This window comes from Pseudomethylobacillus aquaticus (genome assembly GCF_003730115.1).
GTDB classification, from domain to species: Bacteria; Pseudomonadota; Gammaproteobacteria; order Burkholderiales; family Methylophilaceae; genus Pseudomethylobacillus; species Pseudomethylobacillus aquaticus.
In genome coordinates this window covers 1-20,280 of the sequence record NZ_RJVP01000002.1, presented here as the reverse complement: position 1 = coordinate 20,280, position 20,280 = coordinate 1, and the positions used below count along the sequence as shown (strand labels likewise).

Sequence of the window (20,280 nt, the reverse complement as noted above, 5' to 3'; positions counted from 1 at the left end):
CGTTTTTATTGGTGCGAGTAGAGCAGGCTTGGTTGAGCAGGCTTACAGGAACAGTTGCAGTAATTCGTTCAGATAGCGTTGGCCCAGCAGCGTGGGCTGGATGGCCTCCGGCGTCACGGTCAGCAGTTCACGGCGTCGGGCGAGGTTGATGGCATCTTGCACCGCACTGAGTGGCAGGCCGGTGCGCTGCTGGAACAGGCGCGTATCGAAGCCTTCGGTAAGGCGCAGCGTGTTCATCATGAACTCGAAGCCCAGTTCGTCGCTGGGGATGGTCCAGGTCTGATCGACGGCCTGTCCCTGCGGGGCCAGCTCCAGATAGCGTTTGGGGTGTTTGTGGCGCGTTTCGCGCGTGATCTTGTCGTGATAACTGAGCTTGCTATGCGCACCAGCACCGATGCCCAGATAATCGCCAAAGGTCCAGTAATTGAGGTTGTGGCGGCAGCGCTTGCCGGCCTGTGCGAAACCCGAAGTTTCATAGTGGCCGTAGCCATGCTGCGCCAGCAGCGCTTCGATGGCTTCCTGCACGCCAGCGGTGGTGTCGTCATCGGGCAGGCCGGGCGGTGGCGTGCGGTGGAACGGGGTGTTGGGTTCCAGCGTGAGGTGATAGCAGGACAGATGTGCCGGGCCCAGTGCGCAGGCGGTGGTCACGTCTTCCAGTGCCTGCGCCAGGGTCTGGCCGGGCAGGCCGTACATCAGGTCCAGGTTGACACTATCGAAGGTAGCAAGCGCTAACTTCGCGGCAGAGATGGCCTGCTCGCGATCATGGATGCGGCCGAGCGCTTTCAGGTGTTGTTCGTTGAAGCTCTGTATGCCCAGCGATACCCGATTGACGCCCGCCTCGCGGTAGCCTTTGAAATGCGCCGTGTCCACGGTGCCTGGGTTGGCTTCCAGCGTGACTTCAGCGTCGTATTCCAGCGGGGTGAGCATGCGCACATTGGCCAGGATGCGGTCGATGGCGGCCGCCGAGAACAGGCTGGGAGTGCCGCCGCCGAAGAACACGCTGCGTATCTTGCGGCCCCAGACGCGCGGCACGGATTGTTCCAGGTCGGCGATCAGGGCATCCACATAAGCGTCTTCCGGGATGTCGCTACGCGCTTCATGCGAATTGAAATCGCAGTACGGGCACTTGCGTACGCACCAGGGAATGTGGATATACAGCGCCAATGGTGGCGGGGTGCTCAAGCCTGAGGGCTGTACACTGGCGGCCAGGCCCCCTGGTGAGGAGGCCATGCTGTCGACCGGGATGATAGGGATCATGCGATTACATCGTTCTACATCAGGGGTTGCAACAAGGCGTCAGGCTTTGCCGTAAGGGTTGATGAGCTTGTCCACCAGCGCATGCAGGGCTTCGCGCATCTGCGCTTCGGACACTTCCATGAGCAAGCCGTCTTCCAGCGCGTCCTGGGCGATCTGTTTTAGCTCGTCAAAGTTCTCGGTCATCACTTTGACCTTTTCGGTGCAGGACACCACGCTGCCATCATCACGCAGCCATTTGGGCCATTCGCTATTCATGGTTCCAATCTTTCAATCAAATGCAGCATGCGGCTCAGTGCCTGGCCGCGATGGCTGATACGGTTCTTGATCTCCAGGGGCAGTTCGGCGCCGGTCTTGCCTGTCATCGCATCAAGGAAGATAGGGTCATAGCCGAAACCACCGTCGCCACGCGGCGCCTCCAGGATCTCGCCTTGCCAGACGCCTTCCGCGATCAGCGGTTGCGGGTCATCGGCGTGGCGCACCAGCACCAGCACGCAGTAGTAATGCGCGGTGCGCTGTTGCTGACCGTGCAAGGCCTGCACAAGTTGCTGGTTGTTGGCCTGGTCCTGACTCAGGCCGGGCAGCGGCGCGGCGTAGCGCGCAGAATGTACGCCAGGCGCGCCCTGCAAGGCATCCACACAGATGCCGGAATCATCGGCCAGCGCAGGCAATCCGCTGTGACGGCTGGCATGGCGTGCCTTGGTCAGCGCATTCTCGATGAAGGTCATATACGGCTCGTCAGCGGGCGTTACGCCCAGCGTGGTCTGCGGGATGACCTCAATGGCGAGCGGGGCCAGCAGTTGCTGGAATTCGCGCAACTTGCCGGCGTTGCCGGTCGCGATGACCAGTTGCTTAAGCACCGAGCGCTTCCTGTTGTTTGGCGATCAGTTCGCAGATGCCCAGCGCGGCCAGGTCCAGCATGTGGTCCATCTGCTCGCGTTCGAAGGGGACACCTTCTGCCGTGCCCTGGATCTCCACGAAGCCGCCACTGCCGGTCATCACCACGTTCATGTCGGTGTCGCACTCCGAATCTTCCAGATAATCCAGATCCAGCACCGCCTCACCCTGATAGACGCCAACGGAAATGGCGGCCACGGCATCTTTGAGGGGCGATTCGCTGAGCAGGCCGTTCTCCATCAGCAGCGTTACGGCGTCCTGCAGTGCCACGAACGCGCCGGTGATGCTGGCGGTGCGTGTGCCGCCATCCGCCTGGATCACATCGCAATCGATGTGAATGGTGCGCTCGCCCAGCTTTTCCAGATCGATGATGGCGCGCAGGCTGCGGCCGATCAGGCGCTGGATCTCCTGAGTGCGGCCGGACTGTTTGCCTTTGGCCGCTTCACGGTCCATGCGGCTGCCCGTGGAGCGCGGCAGCATGCCATACTCGGCGGTGACCCAGCCTTGTCCCTTGCCACGCAGGAAGGGCGGCACCTTCTCGTCCACACTGGCGGTGCATAACACATGGGTGTCGCCAAACTTCACCAGCACCGAACCTTCGGCATGCTTGGTGTAATGGCGGATGATCTCAACCTCGCGTAATTGGTCGGGTTGACGTTGACTGGGGCGCATAACGATTCCTGCTGGGCAAAACACTATTATAAGGCAGCAGCCTGCAGGCGGCGGATTTGATACCATCGCGCTTTAGGTTGGCCTGCATGCTTTAGGTGGGCATGCTTGCTTTAGGCTGCCTGCCACGCACCGCCTTTTCAAGAGTTTAGGACAAACCATGATCTACAGCATGACCGGCTTTGCTGCCATCGAACGTGAAACCGCCGCTGGTGTGGTGCTGCTGGAGTTGCGCTCGGTGAATCATCGTTATCTGGAGCTGCAGCTCAAGCTGGACGACCATCTGCGCAGTTTCGAACCCATGCTGCGCGAGCAGATCAATGCGGGCCTGGGGCGCGGCAAGGTGGAATGCCGGCTGGCGCTGGTGCAGCGCGGCGGCCAGAAAGCCGATACCACGCTCGATGGCCAGGCTTTGCAGCAGCTATGGCAGCTGTCGCAGGCGGTGCAACAGCAGTTCCCGCACAGTGCACCATTGAGCGTGGCCGACATTCTGCGCTGGCCCGGCGTGCTGGCCACGCAAACGCTGGATCAGGACGAACTGAACGCCGAAGTGGGGGCGGCCTTGCAGCAAGCCTTGCTGGCACTGCGCGAGGCGCGTGGCCGCGAAGGCGCCAAACTCAAAGCCATCATTCTGGAGCGCCTGGCCGGCATGGAAGCCTTGGTGCAACAGTCTCAAGCGCTGCTGCCAGCGCAGTTGCAGGCCTATCAGCAACGTCTGGCGGCCAAGCTGCAGGAAGCGCTCAACAATGTGGATGAAGAGCGTCTGCGTCAGGAGCTGGTGCTATATGCGCAGCGTGTGGACGTGGATGAAGAGCTGGGCCGCCTGACCGCCCACATCAGCGAGGTGAAGCGTATCCTGGCGGCCGGTGGCGCGGCGGGCAAGCAACTGGACTTCCTGATGCAGGAGCTGAACCGTGAAGCCAATACGCTGGGTTCCAAATCCGTTTCCAGCGAGGTGTCGCAGATCGCCATGGGCTTGAAAGTGTTGATTGAGCAAATGCGCGAACAGATTCAAAATATCGAATAAAGCTAACCACACCTTAAAGACATTCCATGACTGCCAACCTTTTCATCATCAGTGCGGCTTCTGGCGCTGGCAAAACCAGCCTGGTGCACGCGCTGTTGCAGCAGGACCCCGCTGTCCGGCTGTCGGTGTCGCACACCACGCGTGCACCACGCCCAGGCGAACAGGAGGGCGTGCATTACCACTTTGTCAATGTCACGACCTTCCAGCGCATGCAGGAGGAGGGCGATTTCATCGAAAGCGCGCATGTGCATGGCAACCGCTATGGCACCTCCCGATCAGCGGTCGAGGCCCAGCTGGCGGCGGGTTTCGATGTGATCCTGGAGATCGACTGGCAAGGTGCGGCCCAGGTCAGGAAGCTGTTGCCACAAGCGGTCAGCATCTTCGTCCTGCCACCTTCGCTTGAAGAGCTGGCCCGCCGCCTCAATGACAGAGGCCAGGACAGCGCCGACGTGATCGCCATCCGCCTCGCTGCCGCCCGCGAGGAGATGCGGCATGTGACCGAATTTGACTATGTTACAATCAACGACAGTTTCGCCGTGGCGCTGGAGGATATCCAGGCCATCGTGCGCGCCCAACGTCTGAGGTCGCAAGCGCAGTTGAAACAGCATGCTGCGTTGATCGGCACTCTGGTCTGAATTCATGATGAAGCACCTCTGGAGAAATTTCTATGGCACGTATTACTGTTGATGATTGTCTGGACAAGATCCCTAACCGCTTTCAGCTGACCCTGGTGGCCGCCTACCGTGCACGCCAGCTGGCTAATGGCTCCGAATCCATGGTCAACAACCATGGCCAGAAGGACAAGCCTACCGTGATGGCACTGCGCGAGATCGCCGCCGGCAAGGTCGGGCTGGAAGTATTGAACCGTGGCCATGCCTAACGTGTCCGTTCGTCTATGCCAACATCTGCAGCCAAACATGCACTAGACGCACTACCGATGACCCCCTTGCTGCCTGCAGACAGCGAGGATTCTCCGCTCACCCAGCGACTCAAGCTCTACCTCAAACCCAAAGACATCGCCCAGATCTGGGCGGCCTATCGCTACAGCGCGGCGGCTCATGAAGGCCAGATCCGCAAGAGCGGCGAGCCCTACATCACCCATCCGGTGTCGGTGGCCTGCATTCTGGCCGAGCTGCATCTGGATACGCCCACGCTGATCGCTGCATTGCTGCACGATGTGGTGGAAGACACCGGCGTCACCAAGCAGGACATCAGCGAGCAGTTCGGCAAGCAGGTGGCCGAGCTGGTGGATGGCTTGTCCAAGCTCGACAAGATCGAATTCCAGAGCGCCACGCAGGCGCAGGCGGAGAACTTCCGCAAGATGCTGCTGGCCATGTCGCAGGATGTGCGCGTGATTCTGGTCAAGCTGGGCGACCGCCTGCATAACATGCAGACGCTGGACGTGATGGGGGTGGAGAAGCGCAAGCGCATCGCGCGCGAGACGCTGGATATCTATGCGCCCATCGCCAACCGGCTGGGCCTGAATGCCATCTACCAGGAGCTTGAAGACCTCAGCTTCAAATACCTGTACCCGATGCGCTACAACGTCATCGCCAAGGCCATCAAGGCGGCGCGTGGCAACCGCAAGGAAGTCATCGTCAAGATCCTGGATGCCATCAAGCAGCGCTTGCAGGACATGCACATCGAGGCTGAAGTCACCGGCCGTGAAAAACACCTGTACGGTATCTACAAAAAGATGACCGGCAAGATGGTGACCTTTTCGCAGATCTACGATATCTACGGCTTCCGCGTCATCGTCAAGGACATGCCCACCTGCTATCTGGCACTGGGCGCCTTGCACGGGCTGTACAAGCCCATCCCGGGCAAGTTCAAAGACTACATCGCCATCCCCAAGGCCAATGGCTACCAGTCGCTGCACACCACGCTGTTCGGCCCGTTCGGCACACCGATCGAGGTGCAGATGCGCAGCCGCGAGATGCACAACATCGCCGAGGCTGGTGTGGCGGCGCACTGGTTGTATAAAACGACCGATGCGCATCTGACCGCGCTGCAGCAGCAGACTCACCAATGGCTGCAACGCCTGATCGATATCCAGAACGAGAGCGCCGATTCGCTGGAGTTCCTGGAGCACTTCAAGGTGGACCTGTTCCCGGACGAGGTCTATGTGTTCACGCCCAAGGGCAAGATCATGGCGCTGCCCAAGGGTGCGACGGCGGTGGATTTTGCCTATGCGGTGCACACCGACATCGGCAACAGCTGCGTGGCGGTCAAGATCAATCAGGAACTGGCGCCGCTCAGAACCGAGCTGCACAACGGTGACCACGTCGAGATCATCACCGCCAATAACGCCAAGCCCAATCCGGCCTGGCTGAACTATGTGATGTCCGGCAAGGCGCGTGCGCATATCCGTCATTACCTCAAATCCATGCAGTCCACCGAGTCCGCGCATCTGGGCGAACGCATGCTGAATCAGGCCTTGCGTGCGCTGCATGCCGACCCGGCCAGCATCGATGACGCACGCTGGCAGAAGCTGGCACGCGACTACGCGGTCAAGGGCAAAGAAGAGATCCTTACCGACATCGGCCTGGGCAAGCGCCTCAACGTCATGGTGGCGCACCAGTTGATGGCGCTGGGTGAAGACCCGGCCGAGCGGCAGGGCAAGCATCCCAATAAACCCCTGGGCACCATCACCATCCGTGGTTCCGAAGGCATGGCCGTGCAGTTCGCCCAGTGCTGCCGCCCCATCCCCGGCGACCCCATCCTGGGCTTCCTTAACAAGGACAAGGGTCTGGTGATCCATACCCATGACTGTCCGGGCATGCGCAAGATGCGTGTAGACCCGGACAAATGGCTGGATGTGGAGTGGGATCCGGACAGCAAGCGCCTGTTCAAGGTCAACCTCAAGCTGACCGTGGCCAATCAGCGTGGCATGCTGGCCAAGATCGCTGCCGGTATCGCCGATGCGGGTTCCAACATCGACAATGTCAGCATGGAAGATCCCGACGACAGCGCCTATAGCAATATGTATTTCACGGTGCAGGTGGAGAATCGCGTGCACCTGGCCGACCTGATCCGCCGTCTGCGCAAGATCCAGGACGTGGTGCGCATCAACCGCGTCAAGGGCATAGGCTTCGAGCAACGCGTACAGTAATCATTTCAAGGGCAGTTCCTCATGCAGAAACAGATCATTCAAACCGCTGGTGCGCCTCAGGCCATCGGCACCTATTCCCAGGCGGTCAAGGTCGGGGCTACGGTGTATCTCTCCGGCCAGATCGGCCTAGACCCGGTGAGCATGCAGCTGGTCGAGGGCATAGAAGCGCAGATCCACCGTGTGTTCCAGAACCTGCAGGCCGTGGCGGAAGCGGCGGGCGGTTCGCTGGCAGATGTGGTCAAACTCAATGTGTTCCTGACCGACTTGGGCCATTTCGCGCTGGTGAACAGCATCATGGCGGAATATTTCAGTCAGCCTTATCCGGCACGTGCAGCGGTCGGCGTGGCCTCTCTACCCAGAGGCGCGCTGGTGGAAGCCGATGGCGTGCTCGTACTGGAATCCTGACCGTTCTGAGCCGCGCCGCCGACTTCTCTTCCCTGCCTAAACCGGCGCAGGCCAATCTGCGCAAGCTGGGCATTATCGATGCCCAGGGCTTGCTGCTGCACCTGCCTCTGCGTTATGTCGATGAAACCCATATCACGCTGGTGCGCGATGTGCGTCAGGGGGATCAGGTGCAGATCGAAGGCGAGATCGTGCACAGCGAAGTGCAGTACCGTCCGCGCAAGGTGTTGATCGCCCGTCTGCAAGACGATAGCGGCCAGCTGACCTTGCGCTTTTTGCATTTCTACCCCAGCCAGATCGCCCAGCTCAAGGTCGGACGCCGCCTGCGCGTGTTCGGTGAAGTGCGCGGCGGCTTTTTCGGTTGGGAGATGGTGCACCCTCAGGTGCGTGCCGTGCGTGAGGGCACGCCGGTGACCGAGACCTTGACGCCAGTGTATCCCACCACCGCCGGTCTGTCGCAGGCCAGTCTGCGTAAATACATAGACTGGGCGCTGGACAACGCGGCGCTGGAGGAGACCTTGCCCGCTGCGGTCTACACGGACTTGCCCGGTTATGCGGAAAGCCTGCGTGCTCTGCACAGGCCGCCGCCGGATGCGGACCTGTATGCCTTGCAGGAGCGCAGCACGCCAGCCTGGCAGCGTCTGGCCTATGAAGAGTTGCTGGCACAGCAGCTGTCCATGCGGCGCCACTATGCCAAGAGGCGCAGCCTGGGTGCGCCTGCACTGGCGCCATCGAAGTTGCTGATACCCGCTTTGCTGGCCAGCTTGCCGTTCGCGCTGACCGGCGCGCAGGGCAGGGCGCTCACCGAGATCAGCCGCGACCTGGCCCAGCGCTATCCCATGCAGCGTTTGCTGCAAGGCGATGTAGGCAGCGGCAAGACCATCGTCGCGGCGCTGGCGGCGCTTCAAGCTGTCGAGCAGGGTTGGCAGGCCGCGATCATGGCGCCCACCGAGATCCTTGCCGAACAGCACCTGCACAAGATGCAGAGCTGGCTGCAGCCGCTGGGGCTGGAGGTGGCGTGGCTATCCGGCAGTCAGAACAAGAAAGCACGTACGCAGGCGCTGGAAGCTATCGCCAGTGGGGCAGCCAAGCTGGTGGTCGGTACCCACGCGCTGTTTCAGGAGCAGGTGCAGTTTGCCCGGCTGGGCCTGGCCATCGTCGACGAACAGCACCGCTTTGGTGTGCAACAGCGCTTATTGTTGCGTCAAAAAGGTCAGCCTGAGCCGCATCAGCTGATGATGAGCGCCACCCCCATTCCGCGCACCTTGTCCATGAGCTATTACGCGGACCTGGACGTGTCGGTGATCGACGAGCTGCCGCCCGGACGCACGCCCATCGTGACGCGGCTGGTCGCGGATGCACGGCGTGACGAGGTGTTGCAGCGTGTGCGTGACGCCTGCCTGCAGGGCAGCCAGGCGTACTGGGTGTGCCCATTGATCGAGGAAAGTGAAGTCTTGCAGCTGAAAACAGCGGAGGAGACCTATGCCTTGTTGCAGGCTTCGTTCCCTGAGCTGCATGTCGGACTGGTGCATGGCCGCATGAAGCCGGCTGAAAAACAGGCGGTGATGGCGGCATTCAGTCGAAACGAGCTGCAACTGCTGGTGGCCACTACCGTGATCGAAGTGGGGGTGGATGTGCCGAACGCCAGCCTGATGGTGATCGAGCATGCCGAACGTATGGGCTTGTCGCAGCTGCATCAGTTGCGGGGTCGGGTCGGGCGCGGCGCCGCCAGGAGCAGTTGCATCCTGTTGTATCAGCAGCCATTGTCGGAAATGGCGCGGCAGCGTCTTAAAGTGATCTATGAATCCAGCGACGGTTTCGAGATCGCGCAGGCCGATCTCAATCTGCGCGGCCCCGGCGAATACATGGGCGTGCGCCAAAGCGGGGTGCCCATGCTGAAGATCGCTGATCTGACGCGCGACGAGCCCTTGCTGCACCGGGCGCGTCAGCTGGCAGAAGACCTGCTGCGCGATCATCCGTCAGCGGTGGAAGCGCATTTGCAGCGCTGGCTGGGCCATGCGGCCGAGCTCGTCAAAGTATGACCCGGCCTGCGATAATCCTGCTGTGAACAAATTAAGCTATTTGCCGGTGGGGCGTCATGGCTGGCTTAAAAAGCCCTTGGGGAGCCTGGCGTACCGCGACTGGCTGAGCAACGAGGGCTCCTTGACGCGACGGCTGCAGCTGCATTGCCGTGATTTTTCCGTGCGCGGTGTACGCCTGTCCAGCGCCAGGCCGCAGCGCGATGAAGCCGCATTGCTGCAGCTGAAGCCGCGCCAGCATGCCTTGCTGCGTGAAGTGCAGCTCAGTTGTGATGGCGTGATCTGTGTGTTCGCGCACAGTGTGATCCCGCATGCCAGTCTGCGTGGGCCTTGGCGCGGCTTGGGGCGGCTGGGTAACCGTCCGCTGGGCGGGGCCTTGTTCGCTGACCCCAGGGTCAAGCGTACCCATCTGCAATTCAAGCCATTGCATGCGCACCATCCCTTGTTTCAACGCGCCAGCGCGCATCTGGCCGCGCCGCCTTCCAGCTTGTGGGCCAGGCGTTCCGTGTTCAGGCTGGGACGCGCGCGCTTGCTGGTGACCGAAGTGTTCTTGCCGGAGCTCCTGTACTGATGCGTATCAAGTTGAATGCCTATCTGCGGCTGATGCGGCTGGACAAGCCCATCGGCATCCTGCTGTTGCTGTGGCCCACCTTATGGGCTTTGTGGATCGCGGCGCAGGGCGAGCCGGAGTTGAAGGTGCTGGGTGTTTTTGTGCTGGGCACCGTGTTGATGCGTTCGGCGGGCTGTGTCATGAACGACATCGCGGACCGCAACTTCGATGTGCATGTACAGCGTACGCGCTTGCGGCCATTGGCGGCCAAACAGGTCAGTGTGCGAGAGGCCTTGCTGTTGACCTTGCTGCTGGTGGTGCTGGCGTTTGCGCTGGTGTTACAGCTGAATGCGCTGACCGTGGCCTTATCGTTCCCGGCCTTGTTCCTGGCTGCCAGCTACCCGCTCACCAAGCGCTTTCTGGCCATCCCGCAGGCCTATCTTGGCATTGCCTTCGGCTTTGGCATTCCCATGGCCTTCGCCGCACAGACCGGTGAGGTGCCTGCCATCGCCTGGTGGATGTTGCTGGCCAATGTGTGCTGGGCCATCGCGTATGACACCGAATATGCCATGGTGGATAGGGAAGATGACCTCAAGATCGGCATCCGCTCGTCAGCGATCTGCTTCGGGCGCTACGATGTGCTGGCTATCATGGTCTGCTATGCGCTGACCTTGCTGCTGCTGGCCTATGTGGGCAGGCAAAGTGGCCTGGGCTGGCCGTATGCTGTGGGATTATTAGCGGCGGGCGCCATCGCCGTGTATCATTACCGGCTTATCCGGCTGCGTGAACGCAGCGCGTGTTTCCGCGCGTTTCTGCACAACAACTGGCTGGGTGCGGTGATTTTTGCCGGTGTAGTGCTCAGTTATGTAGCACCGTTTTAGCGGTTGATCTAAATACGATGGATAAATATGTCATTGATTCCAAGATAGCGTTTGACAAGGCGCTCGGGCATGACATAAAATCCGCCTCTTGATTTTTTCAGCGATTATTGAGTAGTCCGATGAAAACCTTTTCCGCAAAAGCGCATGAAGTAAAGCGCGATTGGTTCGTGGTAGATGCCACCGACCTGGTGCTTGGCCGTCTGGCAAGTGAGATCGCTCACCGCCTGCGTGGCAAGCATAAAACCATTTACACGCCGCACGTGGACACGGGCGACTACATTGTCGTGGTCAACGCCGACAAGATCAAAGTGACCGGCAACAAGGCGGGCGACAAGCAGTATCACCGCCACTCCGGTTACCCTGGCGGTATCTCCACCACGACCTTTGCCAAGATGCAGGAACGCTTCCCAGGCCGTGCGCTGGAAAAAGCGGTCAAGGGCATGCTGCCTAAGGGTCCGCTGGGTTACGCCATGTTCCGCAAGATGAAAGTCTACGCCGGTGCTAAGCATGACCATGCTGCACAACAGCCACAACCTCTGGTTATTCAAAGCCAGGCTTAAGGATTAAGCGATGATTGGTAAATACAACTATGGTACTGGCCGCCGCAAGAGTTCGGTTGCCCGTGTGTTCCTGAAGTCCGGTAGCGGCAATATCGTTGTAAACGACAAGCCTGTTGACGAATACTTCTCCCGCGTCACCTCCCGCATGATCCTGCGTCAACCGCTGGAACTGACCGAGAACCTGGCTAGCTTCGACATTCTGGTGAATGTGGTCGGTGGCGGTGAATCCGGCCAGGCTGGTGCGGTACGTCACGGTATCACGCGTGCCCTGATCGACTACGATGCAGCGCTGAAGAGCGCCCTGTCCAAGGCAGGCTTCGTGACCCGTGATGCACGTGAAGTAGAACGTAAGAAAGTCGGCCTGCGCAAGGCGCGTCGTCGTAAACAGTTCTCCAAGCGTTAATCTGGATGACTCAAAAAAGCCGCACACTGTGCGGCTTTTTTGTTATTTAGCTTGCATTTGTTACTATGCAAGCCCGGACCAAGGTGAAAAGTATGCAAAAGATCAAAGTGGGTATCGTCGGCGGGACAGGCTATACCGGTGTCGAGTTGTTGCGTTTGCTGGCTGTGCACCCGCAGGTGGAACTGGTGGCGATCACCTCGCGTGGTGAAGCCGGCATGCCGGTGGCTGACATGTTCCCCAGCCTGCGTGGCTATGTGAGCCTGCCGTTCGTGGACCCGGCCCAGGTGGACCTGGGCCAGTGTGACGTGGTGTTTTTTGCAACGCCCAACGGCGTGGCCATGCAGCAGACACGTGCCTTGCTGGACAAGGGCGTGCGTGTGATCGATCTGGCGGCGGATTTCCGTATCCAGGACATCGCTGTCTGGGAGAAGTGGTATGGCATGACCCACGCCTGTCCTGACCTGGTGTCAGAAGCGGTATATGGCTTGCCGGAACAGAACCGTGCGCAGATCCGTGGCGCGCGTCTGATCGCCAACCCTGGCTGTTATCCAACAGCGGTGCAGCTGGGCTTCATGCCTTTGCTGGAAGCGGGTGTGATCGATAGCGCCTACCTGATCGCCGATACCAAATCCGGTGTCAGTGGTGCAGGTCGCAAGGCCGAAGTGCATAGCCTGTTTGCTGAGGCCGGTGACAATTTCAAGGCTTATGGTGTGGCTGGCCACCGGCATTTGCCCGAGATCAGCCAGGGGCTGGCACGCATGCATGGTGACGCGGTCGGCCTGACCTTTGTACCGCATCTGACCCCACTGATCCGTGGGATCCACGCAACGCTGTACGCGCGCCTGACGGGTCAGGTGGATCTGCAGGCCTTGTTCGAAGCGCGCTATGCCGATGAGCGCTTTGTCGATGTGCTGCCCAAAGGCATGCATCCGGAGACACGTTCCGTGCGCGGTTCCAACCAGTGCCGCATCGCCGTGCATCAGCCGCAAGGTGGCGACACCGTGGTGGTGCTGTCGGTGATCGACAATCTGGTCAAGGGCGCTGCTGGCCAGGCGGTACAGAACATGAACATCATGTTCGATCTGGACGAGTCCAGCGGACTCAATGTGGTGCCTCTGCTGCCTTAGGTGGCATCAACGATGAAGTATCCGTACCGTCGATTGCGAGGTCATTCCAAGCTGGCTGTCAGCACGCTGTCGATCAAGTCACGCCGTCCCTGGTACTGGTGGCTGGCGGCTCTTGGCTTGTGCGGTGGTGTGGGCTATTTGATCGCGTACTGGCAGTTCGGCCTGGCAGACCTGAATGGCCTGAATCAACGGCTGGTACGTGCGCAGGCCCAGAATGAAGTGTTGCAAGTTGCGCTGGTGCAGCAGGAGCGTCAGTTACAGATCGAGCGTGTGGCGCAGGAAACCTTGACCAAGGAGCTGGCGCAGCTGCAGCAGGAAAGTACCACGCTCAAGGAAGATGTCGCGTTCTACAAGAACATCATGAACACGCCGGCCGAGCTGGGTAAATTGAAGCTGCAGAGTTTTAGCGTGAGCAAGTCGGCGCAGCCTGACCAATATGACTATGACATCATGCTGGTGCAGCCCGGCAAGAACAGCAAGGAAGTCAGTGGTGGTTTGCGCCTGGTGATCAGGGCAGCCGGGACCGAAGCGGTCGCTACCACAGCCATCAACCTGAATTTCAAGTATTATCAACGTGTCACCGGCAGCCTCAAGGTGCCGCATGCCTTGCATGCAGGCACTGCAGAGCTGACATTCACGGAAACTGGCGCAAAGAAACCCGGCCTCACACAACAGTTAACGCTGGCGGATTAGCGTCGTCGTTATGACGACGGCTCAGTCATTGCCAGCCTGTCATTTGAAGGAATGCATGATGTTTTCAAAAAACAAGAACAAGATGCCCAGCAAGATCGACACCTTGATCGGTGCTGGCACCAGGATAGAGGGCAATATCCACTTCAGCGGCGGTTTGCGTGTAGACGGGATTGTGAACGGCGACATCAACGAAGCGCCGGGTGCGGTCGGTGCGCTGGTGTTGAGTGAGCAGGCGCAGGTAGAGGGTGCAGTGACGGTTTCGCATCTGGTGTTGAACGGTAACGTGGTCGGCCCGGTGCGTGCGAACGAATTCATCGAATTGCAGCCTAAATCGAGAATCGTGGGTGATGTGTATTACAAATCGCTGGAGATGCATACCGGCGCTGTCATAGAAGGCAAGCTGGTACCGCTGGCAGATAGCAACGATGCGCCACAAATCAAAATGGTTGAAAATTAATGACTTGGTTGACCGCATGACGTGCGGGCGCGATAATGAATTACTAAATGAATGAAGGATTTACATCATGAACGCAATTGCTGAAATGCCTAGCCCATTGGTCTTTACCGACAATGCGGCAAAAAAAGTAAAAGAACTGATCGAGGAAGAGGGCTCACCTGACCTGAAGCTGCGTGTATTCGTCAGTGGCGGTGGCTGCTCCGGTTTCCAGTATGGCTTCACCTTTGAAGACAGCGTCAATGACGATGACACCCAGGTGCAGAAGGACAATGTGGTCCTGCTGATCGACCCGATGAGTCTGCAATACCTGACCGGTGCCGAGATCGACTATCAGGACAGCCTGCAGGGCTCGCAGTTCGTGATCCGTAATCCGAACGCAACCAGCACCTGCGGCTGCGGTTCGTCGTTCTCTGCCTGATCCATTCTCTACGCATTCAGCGTACTGATGAATAACAAAAAAGGGGCTGCTGCCCCTTTTTTGTTGTCCACCGTTACGGCTGATATTTTGATCTAGCTGCCTGTGATATGGCCGCCTGTGATGTCAATGCTGAACCTTAGCGGCCATCCATAGGCACATAATCGCGTCGCGTCGCACCCATATAAAGCTGACGTGGACGCCCGATCTTGGCCTCCGGGTCGCTATTCATCTCGTTCCATTGCGCTACCCAGCCTGCGGTGCGTGCCAGCGCGAAAATGGCCGTGAACATGGAGTTCGGGATGCCCATGGCGCGCATCACGATGCCGGAATAGAAATCCACATTCGGATACAGGCGGCGGTTCACGAAGTATTCGTCTTCCAGCGCGATCTGCTCCAGTTTCAACGCCAGCTTGAACATCGGATCATTGTGCAGCCCAAGCTCGTCCAGCACCTGGTGGCAGGTCTCACGCATGATGGAAGCGCGCGGGTCCATGTTCCGATACACACGGTGGCCAAACCCCATCAGGCGGAAGGAGTCACTCTTGTCCTTGGCGCGCTTGATGAATTCACCGATGCGGCTAACATCGCCCATCTCTTCCAGCATCTTGAGCGTGGCTTCATTGGCGCCACCGTGCGCCGGGCCCCATAACGAGGCGATGCCTGCTGCGACGCAGGCGAACGGGTTGGCACCGCTAGACCCCGCCAGGCGCACCGTGGATGTCGAGGCGTTCTGCTCATGGTCGGCATGCAGGATGAGGATACGTTCGAACGCTTTGGCGAGGATAGGGTTAGGCTCGTATTTTTCGCAGGGCGTGGCGAACATCATCTGCATGAAGTTTTCCGCATAGTTGAAGTGGTTCTGCGGATACATGAACGGCTCGCCGATGTTGTACTTGTAGCTCCAGGCCGCGATGGTCGGCACCTTGGCCAGCAGGTGATAGGCGGCAGCCAGTCGGTTGTTGGGGTCACGTACGTCGGTGACTTCCTCATAGAACGCCGACATGGAGCCGACTACACCGACCATGACCGCCATCGGGTGCGCATCACGGCGGAAGCCACGGAACACATTGGTTAGCTGGTCGTGCAACATGGTGTGTTTCATCATGGTGCTGGTGAAGTTGGAGCGCTGATCGGCATCCGGCAGTTCGCCGTGCATCAACAGATAGGCGACTTCGAGGAAGTCGCTATGTTCGGCTAGCTGCTCGATTGGATAACCACGGTAGTAGAGCAGACCTTGCTCGCCGTCGATGTAGGTGATCGCGGACGGACAGGAGGCGGTCGACAGAAACCCTGGATCGTAGGTGAACACCCCATGTTTGCCCAGATTGCGAATGTCGATGACATCCGGCCCCATATTCCCGGATAACATCGGTAATTCGATAGGCGGGTCGCCGTTATCAAAAGTGAGGGTGACTTTGGTTGCTTTGCTCATGATGTTTCTTGGTTGATGGGCTGTTTTGGCAGCCTAGTTATAATAAATCGCGCCTAACACGCGTGGGCCGCGTGCACCGGTGACCGCAGGCAGGTTGCCAGTGCTGCGGTGCATGGTCTGTCTCGCCAGCCAGGCAAAGGCCGCTGCCTCTACCCATTCCGGCGCTATGCCCAGCGCGGCGGTAGTTTCAATTCTTACAGTACCCAGCAATTGCTGCAAGCGCCGTGCCAGCGCCGTATTGTACGCGCCACCGCCACACAAGTAGACCGCGTCCACTGCACCACAATAGCCGGTGATTGCGTCAGTAATGCTGATGGCGGAGAGCTCCAGCAAGGTGCGCTGCACATCTGCGGGGTTTGATCCGGGAATAAGCTGTTGTTGCAGCCAATCCATATGGAATTGGTCGCGCCCACAACTTTTGGGCGGCGATGCACCGAAATAAGGCAAGGCTAGCAAGCTGGCCAGCAAGTCGGGAATGATCTGACCGGTTTCTGCCCACGCACCATGCTGGTCGTAGGTCAAGCCTTGCTGCTGCATGATCCAGGCATCCATCAGCATATTGCCGGGCCCGCTATCCCATCCGGTCACCTCGCCTTGCAGCGGTAGATTGCTTAAATTGGCGATGCCGCCGATATTCAGGATGACGCGATGTTCCAGCGTGCTGCCGAACATGGCGTGGTGAAAGGCCGGGACCAGCGGCGCGCCCTGACCGCCGGCGGCGATGTCGCGGCTACGGAAGTCGGCCACCACTGTGATATCGCACTGCTCAGCCAGCAGTGCCGAGTTGACCAGCTGTAAGGTGTAGCCGAGTTCTGGGCGATGGCGTATGGTTTGCCCATGACAGCCAATCGCACGAATGGCAGAGGGGGGGAGTGCTGCACTTTCCAGCAAGCCGGCCACCGTTTCTGCATAGAGTCTGGAGAGCGTGTTGCCTATCAGCAGGCTGCGTTCCAGCTCATTGTCGCTAGGTTTGTGTAACTGGAGTAACTCGCTGCGCAGGCTGGTGGAGTAAGGCAGGCTGTAGTGATGGCCTAGCCGCGGGCTGGCATTGCCGGAAGGTGGCAGTTCCAGCAAAACGGCATCCACCGCATCAAGGCTGGTGCCGGACATCAGCCCGATATACAGCTCCGCCGTGTCCAGAGCTGGGACCTTATTCGAGTACTGCAACCTGGCGGCGGCTCAAAAGCTCCAGTTGGGCAACCAGATTGCTGCTGGCGAGATTGAACTCCTGACGGTACTTTGCCGGGATCGGAACTGCTGTAGGCAGAGCGACACGTAGCGGGTCACGATGCTGGTTGTTGAGCAGCAGCTCATAGTGCAGATGTGGTCCAGTGGCCATACCGCTCATGCCTACATAACCGATGATGTCGCTCTGCGATACCTTCTTGCCACTACGCAGGCCCTGGGAGAATTTCGACAGGTGGCCATACACGGTCTTCATGCCATTATCGTGACGCAGGATCACCACATTGCCATAGCCACCTTTTACGCCTACAAAGTCCACCGTGCCGTCAGCAGCAGCTTTGACACGGGTGCCGGTCGGCGCGGCGTAATCCACGCCCTTGTGGGCGCGCATGCGTTGCAGAATGGGGTGGAAGCGGCCCAAGCTGAAACCTGAACTGATACGTGTGAATTCCAGTGGCGAGCGCAGGAAGGATTTGTGCAGGCTCTTGCCTTCAGGGGTGTAGTAATTACTATGGCCATCCGGGTGGCGGAACAGTACGGCGCGATAGCTCTTGCCATTGTTGACGAACTCGGCAGCCAGCACCTTGCCGGAGCGAACTGGCTCGCCATGGCTGTAGCCGACTTCATAGACCACGACCAGACGATCACCTTTGCGCAGGTCGCTATGAAAATCGATGTCGCCGGAGAAGATCTCGGCCAGCTGGATCGCCACTTGGTCCGGGATTTCGGCAGCATCGGTGGCGCCGAACAGCGAGCTATTGATGGTCGCGGCTTTGAACACACTGCGCATCACCACGTCCGGGCTGTCTTTTACCAGGCGGTAGCCATTGTCTGCCGCTTCAATGGTCAGCGTCTGTTCCGGGGTGACCTGATACTCCAGGCGCGAAAGGACACCTGCCGCATTGGTTTCGGAGCGGATGATGCGACCTGGACGCAGATGTGCTGCGATCAGACTGGCTTCGTTGTTGTACTTGAGGAAGGCTATGGCTTCAGTGTTCTTGATGTTCAGACGGTCGATCAGGCTGTCCAGCGTGTCGTCACGGCGCACCACCTCGGTTTGCCAGTATGAGGATTCATTGAAAGCGACGGCCTCGCTAACGGGTAACGGTACTTCTTCGGTGATGGTTTGGGTGACGATGTCTTGTGTGATGGTCTGCGGAGCGATACCAAAAGCGGCATAGATACCAAATAAAGGCAGTGCTGAAATAACGATCAGCCAGCGCAAACGCAGCTTGCGTTCTTTATGTGTCAGGTTTTGCGCTAAAATGTTTTGTTGGTATTCAGGCTCACGCTTCTGCATTGGTGCAGGCCTTAACGAGATCATTGATGCTGGATGCTAACAGAAAAATATCTGCACATGGAAGCGCAAACTACCCCATAAGGGGTAAAAAACTCAAGCGCACGAACGATTTAGAGGTGGTATGACGGATTTACATCACAATTTGGCTATCATCAAACGCGGTAGCGACGAGCTGCTGGTTGAGGCGGAGCTGATCGAAAAGCTCAAGGCGGGCAAGCCGTTGCGCGTCAAGGCAGGCTTTGATCCCACGGCGCCAGACTTGCATCTGGGGCACACTGTGCTGCTGAACAAGTTGCGCCAGTTCCAGGATCTGGGCCATCAGGTGTTGTTCCTGATCGGTGATTTCACCGGCATGATAGGCGACCCAACGGGCAAGAGCGCCACGCGTCCACCGCTGACCGCAGAGCAAGTGCAGGAGAATGCGCGCTCTTATAGTGAGCAGGTATTCAAGATACTCAAGCCGGAGCAAACCGAGGTGGTGTTCAATTCCACTTGGCTGAGCCAACTTGGCGCGGCCGGTATGCTCAAGCTGGCGGCCAGCCACACCGTCGCGCGTATGCTGGAGCGTGACGATTTCGCCAAGCGTTATAAGAGTAACCAGCCGATCGCCATCCATGAGTTCCTCTATCCTTTACTGCAGGGCTACGACTCGGTAGCGCTCAAGGCCGATATTGAGCTGGGCGGCACCGATCAAAAATTCAACCTGCTGATGGGCCGCGAGCTGCAGAAGCAGGCTGGGCAGGCGCAGCAGTGCGTGTTGACCATGCCGCTGCTGGAAGGGCTGGATGGCGTCAACAAGATGTCCAAGTCGCTGGGTAACTATATAGGGGTCGCAGAACCTGCCAATACCATCTTCAGCAAGATCATGTCGGTGTCCGATGAGCTGATGTGGCGTTATATCGAGTTGCTGTCGTTTGAATCACTCGACACCATCGCTGGCTGGAAGGCTGCCGTTGCGGCTGGCAGCAACCCGCGCGATATCAAAGTGCGCTTCGCTCAGGAGATCGTCACGCGCTTCCATAGTCATCAAGCCGCCGAGCAGGCGCTGGTCGATTTCGAGCAGCGTTCCCGTGGCGGCATTCCTGATGAGGTGCCGGAAGTCACAGTCACTACTGACGCCGATACTATAGGTATAGCGCAATTGCTCAAACTCGCTGGTCTGGTGGCCAGCACGTCCGAAGCCTTCCGTGCCATCGAGCAGGGCGGCATCAAGCTGGATAGCGAAAAAGTGGCGGACAAGGGTTTGATGCTGGCGCGTGGCGCTACTGTCGTGGCCCAGGTGGGCAAGCGAAAATTCGCCAGGATCACCATCCAGTAAGGAATCCAGTCATTCTTTAACTATTTCGTCACTGGCTATTGACCAATATTAAAAGGGCTGTAGAATGCGCGGCTCGCTTGAACGAAGCGGCGCAGTGAAAAACGAAACACAGCAAAAATTTCATTTTTCACTTGACCAAAATAATACGGTCTGTAGAATGCGCGGCTCGCTTGAACAAGGCAAAGCGCGGTGAAAAACGAAACAAAACATCGAATCATTTTTCACTTGACCGAAAGAAAACGGTCTGTATAATGCGCACCTCTCGTTGCTAAGGCAGCGAGTGAAGCGAAAGCGGCAAGGCTGCTGACGCTGTGTAGTAAGAAGTAAAACTGCTCTTTAACAAGATGAACAACTGATAGGTGTGAGTGCTTGTGGTTGACGCAGTCACCTGATGGTTTGATAGCCCCGGACGCAAGTTTGGCGCTGTTAGATTGCAGACGGATGACACTCAAGATACAAGTGCTTATACCTTGAATGAAACTTTGTAAATCGCTCTGGTCAGCAATGACTGGAGCCGACGCACCTAAGATTCATTTGAGAATTTAAGCCAAAGCGA

The 20,280-nt window shown here is 58.6% G+C and carries 22 protein-coding genes; 15 read left to right on the top strand and 7 right to left on the bottom strand.

The genetic code is table 11. From position 1 onward, the window contains the following. Window positions 1-42: 42 nt before the first annotated feature. The 4 genes from hemW to rph are packed head-to-tail and all read right to left on the bottom strand — an operon-like array spanning window position 43 to window position 2,823. A complete protein-coding gene (hemW, locus tag ED236_RS03750; protein WP_123236639.1) occupies window positions 43-1,257 on the bottom strand; it encodes a radical SAM family heme chaperone HemW in 1,215 nt (404 codons plus the stop codon). A gap of 39 nt (window positions 1,258-1,296) precedes the next feature. Further along, on the bottom strand, window positions 1,297-1,512 hold the full coding sequence (locus tag ED236_RS03745) for a hypothetical protein (protein WP_123236638.1): 216 nt from the start codon (window positions 1,510-1,512) through the stop codon (window positions 1,297-1,299). Further along, complete coding sequence (gene rdgB / locus ED236_RS03740) at window positions 1,509-2,114, bottom strand: RdgB/HAM1 family non-canonical purine NTP pyrophosphatase (RefSeq protein WP_123236637.1); 606 nt, start codon at window positions 2,112-2,114, stop codon at window positions 1,509-1,511. The genes ED236_RS03745 and rdgB overlap by 4 nt, the downstream gene beginning before the upstream one ends. Beyond that, the gene (gene rph / locus ED236_RS03735; RefSeq protein WP_123236636.1) at window positions 2,107-2,823 is read right to left on the bottom strand and encodes a ribonuclease PH; all 717 of its coding nucleotides are present in this window, start codon (window positions 2,821-2,823) and stop codon (window positions 2,107-2,109) included. The genes rdgB and rph overlap by 8 nt, the downstream gene beginning before the upstream one ends. Before the next feature lie 157 nt (window positions 2,824-2,980). Between rph and ED236_RS03730 the strand changes: the two genes are divergently transcribed. The 14 genes from ED236_RS03730 (at window position 2,981) to erpA (ending at window position 14,489) form a co-directional block, all read left to right on the top strand. After that, entirely contained in the window at window positions 2,981-3,847 is an 867-nt protein-coding gene (locus tag ED236_RS03730; RefSeq protein ID WP_123236635.1) for a YicC/YloC family endoribonuclease, read from the top strand. A 26-nt stretch (window positions 3,848-3,873) separates the two neighbouring features. After that, the gene (gene gmk / locus ED236_RS03725; RefSeq protein WP_123236634.1) at window positions 3,874-4,482 is read left to right on the top strand and encodes a guanylate kinase; all 609 of its coding nucleotides are present in this window, start codon (window positions 3,874-3,876) and stop codon (window positions 4,480-4,482) included. 32 nt (window positions 4,483-4,514) lie between these two features. Then, window positions 4,515-4,727, top strand: coding sequence for a DNA-directed RNA polymerase subunit omega (gene rpoZ, locus ED236_RS03720; protein ID WP_123236633.1), 213 nt, complete (start codon window positions 4,515-4,517; stop codon window positions 4,725-4,727). Between the two features lie 15 nt (window positions 4,728-4,742). Further along, entirely contained in the window at window positions 4,743-6,959 is a 2,217-nt protein-coding gene (locus tag ED236_RS03715; protein ID WP_123236632.1) for a RelA/SpoT family protein, read from the top strand. A gap of 21 nt (window positions 6,960-6,980) precedes the next feature. Further along, on the top strand, window positions 6,981-7,364 hold the full coding sequence (locus tag ED236_RS03710) for a RidA family protein (protein ID WP_123236631.1): 384 nt from the start codon (window positions 6,981-6,983) through the stop codon (window positions 7,362-7,364). A gap of 5 nt (window positions 7,365-7,369) precedes the next feature. Further along, complete coding sequence (gene recG, locus ED236_RS03705) at window positions 7,370-9,403, top strand: ATP-dependent DNA helicase RecG (protein ID WP_123236630.1); 2,034 nt, start codon at window positions 7,370-7,372, stop codon at window positions 9,401-9,403. Window positions 9,404-9,425: 22 nt separating this feature from the next. Further along, window positions 9,426-9,971, top strand: a complete 546-nt coding sequence (locus ED236_RS03700) for a chorismate--pyruvate lyase family protein (protein WP_240032026.1) — start codon at window positions 9,426-9,428, stop codon at window positions 9,969-9,971. Beyond that, entirely contained in the window at window positions 9,971-10,831 is an 861-nt protein-coding gene (ubiA, locus tag ED236_RS03695) for a 4-hydroxybenzoate octaprenyltransferase (protein ID WP_123236628.1), read from the top strand. Before ED236_RS03700 ends, ubiA begins: the two co-directional genes overlap by 1 nt. Before the next feature lie 119 nt (window positions 10,832-10,950). After that, on the top strand, window positions 10,951-11,391 hold the full coding sequence (gene rplM, locus ED236_RS03690) for a 50S ribosomal protein L13 (protein WP_123236627.1): 441 nt from the start codon (window positions 10,951-10,953) through the stop codon (window positions 11,389-11,391). A 10-nt stretch (window positions 11,392-11,401) separates the two neighbouring features. Further along, window positions 11,402-11,794, top strand: a complete 393-nt coding sequence (gene rpsI, locus ED236_RS03685) for a 30S ribosomal protein S9 (RefSeq protein WP_123236626.1) — start codon at window positions 11,402-11,404, stop codon at window positions 11,792-11,794. 92 nt (window positions 11,795-11,886) lie between these two features. Beyond that, window positions 11,887-12,921 (top strand): N-acetyl-gamma-glutamyl-phosphate reductase, encoded by a 1,035-nt coding sequence (gene argC, locus ED236_RS03680; protein WP_123237094.1) that lies wholly within the window; start codon window positions 11,887-11,889, stop codon window positions 12,919-12,921. A gap of 12 nt (window positions 12,922-12,933) precedes the next feature. After that, complete coding sequence (locus ED236_RS03675) at window positions 12,934-13,614, top strand: DUF6776 family protein (RefSeq protein WP_148042244.1); 681 nt, start codon at window positions 12,934-12,936, stop codon at window positions 13,612-13,614. A gap of 58 nt (window positions 13,615-13,672) precedes the next feature. Beyond that, window positions 13,673-14,071 carry a bactofilin family protein gene (locus ED236_RS03670; protein WP_123236624.1) on the top strand — a complete coding sequence of 133 codons (399 nt, stop codon included), beginning with the start codon at window positions 13,673-13,675 and terminating at the stop codon, window positions 14,069-14,071. A 67-nt stretch (window positions 14,072-14,138) separates the two neighbouring features. Beyond that, on the top strand, window positions 14,139-14,489 hold the full coding sequence (gene erpA / locus ED236_RS03665; protein ID WP_123236623.1) for an iron-sulfur cluster insertion protein ErpA: 351 nt from the start codon (window positions 14,139-14,141) through the stop codon (window positions 14,487-14,489). A gap of 136 nt (window positions 14,490-14,625) precedes the next feature. On the opposite strand, the gene gltA is transcribed toward erpA, so the two are convergent. From gltA to ED236_RS03650, 3 genes are read right to left on the bottom strand one after another with little or no spacing between them, the layout of a single operon-like run. Next, a complete protein-coding gene (gltA, locus tag ED236_RS03660) occupies window positions 14,626-15,921 on the bottom strand; it encodes a citrate synthase (protein WP_123236622.1) in 1,296 nt (431 codons plus the stop codon). A 33-nt stretch (window positions 15,922-15,954) separates the two neighbouring features. Further along, window positions 15,955-17,088 carry an anhydro-N-acetylmuramic acid kinase gene (locus ED236_RS03655; protein ID WP_275669199.1) on the bottom strand — a complete coding sequence of 378 codons (1,134 nt, stop codon included), beginning with the start codon at window positions 17,086-17,088 and terminating at the stop codon, window positions 15,955-15,957. Continuing rightward, a complete protein-coding gene (locus ED236_RS03650; protein WP_123236621.1) occupies window positions 17,072-18,406 on the bottom strand; it encodes a M23 family metallopeptidase in 1,335 nt (444 codons plus the stop codon). The genes ED236_RS03655 and ED236_RS03650 overlap by 17 nt, the downstream gene beginning before the upstream one ends. Window positions 18,407-18,527: 121 nt before the next feature. Between ED236_RS03650 and tyrS the strand changes: the two genes are divergently transcribed. Beyond that, window positions 18,528-19,724, top strand: a complete 1,197-nt coding sequence (tyrS, locus tag ED236_RS03645; protein ID WP_123236620.1) for a tyrosine--tRNA ligase — start codon at window positions 18,528-18,530, stop codon at window positions 19,722-19,724. Window positions 19,725-20,280: the final 556 nt, after the last annotated feature.

Bases quoted from the DNA above. Each gene is read 5' to 3' on its own strand.
- ED236_RS03730 (WP_123236635.1), top strand. From the start codon at position 2,981: ATGATCTACAGCATGACCGGCTTTGCTGCCATCGAACGTGAAACCGCC.
- argC (WP_123237094.1), top strand. From the start codon at position 11,887: ATGCAAAAGATCAAAGTGGGTATCGTCGGCGGGACAGGCTATACCGGT.
- ED236_RS03715 (WP_123236632.1), top strand. From the start codon at position 4,743: ATGCCAACATCTGCAGCCAAACATGCACTAGACGCACTACCGATGACC.
- ED236_RS03745 (WP_123236638.1), bottom strand. From the start codon at position 1,512: ATGAATAGCGAATGGCCCAAATGGCTGCGTGATGATGGCAGCGTGGTG.
- ED236_RS03710 (WP_123236631.1), top strand. From the start codon at position 6,981: ATGCAGAAACAGATCATTCAAACCGCTGGTGCGCCTCAGGCCATCGGC.
- ED236_RS03650 (WP_123236621.1), bottom strand. From the start codon at position 18,406: ATGCAGAAGCGTGAGCCTGAATACCAACAAAACATTTTAGCGCAAAAC.
- erpA (WP_123236623.1), top strand. From the start codon at position 14,139: ATGAACGCAATTGCTGAAATGCCTAGCCCATTGGTCTTTACCGACAAT.
- gmk (WP_123236634.1), top strand. From the start codon at position 3,874: ATGACTGCCAACCTTTTCATCATCAGTGCGGCTTCTGGCGCTGGCAAA.
- rpsI (WP_123236626.1), top strand. From the start codon at position 11,402: ATGATTGGTAAATACAACTATGGTACTGGCCGCCGCAAGAGTTCGGTT.
- ED236_RS03675 (WP_148042244.1), top strand. From the start codon at position 12,934: ATGAAGTATCCGTACCGTCGATTGCGAGGTCATTCCAAGCTGGCTGTC.
- rpoZ (WP_123236633.1), top strand. From the start codon at position 4,515: ATGGCACGTATTACTGTTGATGATTGTCTGGACAAGATCCCTAACCGC.
- gltA (WP_123236622.1), bottom strand. From the start codon at position 15,921: ATGAGCAAAGCAACCAAAGTCACCCTCACTTTTGATAACGGCGACCCG.
- rph (WP_123236636.1), bottom strand. From the start codon at position 2,823: ATGCGCCCCAGTCAACGTCAACCCGACCAATTACGCGAGGTTGAGATC.
- hemW (WP_123236639.1), bottom strand. From the start codon at position 1,257: ATGATCCCTATCATCCCGGTCGACAGCATGGCCTCCTCACCAGGGGGC.
- ED236_RS03670 (WP_123236624.1), top strand. From the start codon at position 13,673: ATGTTTTCAAAAAACAAGAACAAGATGCCCAGCAAGATCGACACCTTG.
- ubiA (WP_123236628.1), top strand. From the start codon at position 9,971: ATGCGTATCAAGTTGAATGCCTATCTGCGGCTGATGCGGCTGGACAAG.
- tyrS (WP_123236620.1), top strand. From the start codon at position 18,528: ATGACGGATTTACATCACAATTTGGCTATCATCAAACGCGGTAGCGAC.
- rplM (WP_123236627.1), top strand. From the start codon at position 10,951: ATGAAAACCTTTTCCGCAAAAGCGCATGAAGTAAAGCGCGATTGGTTC.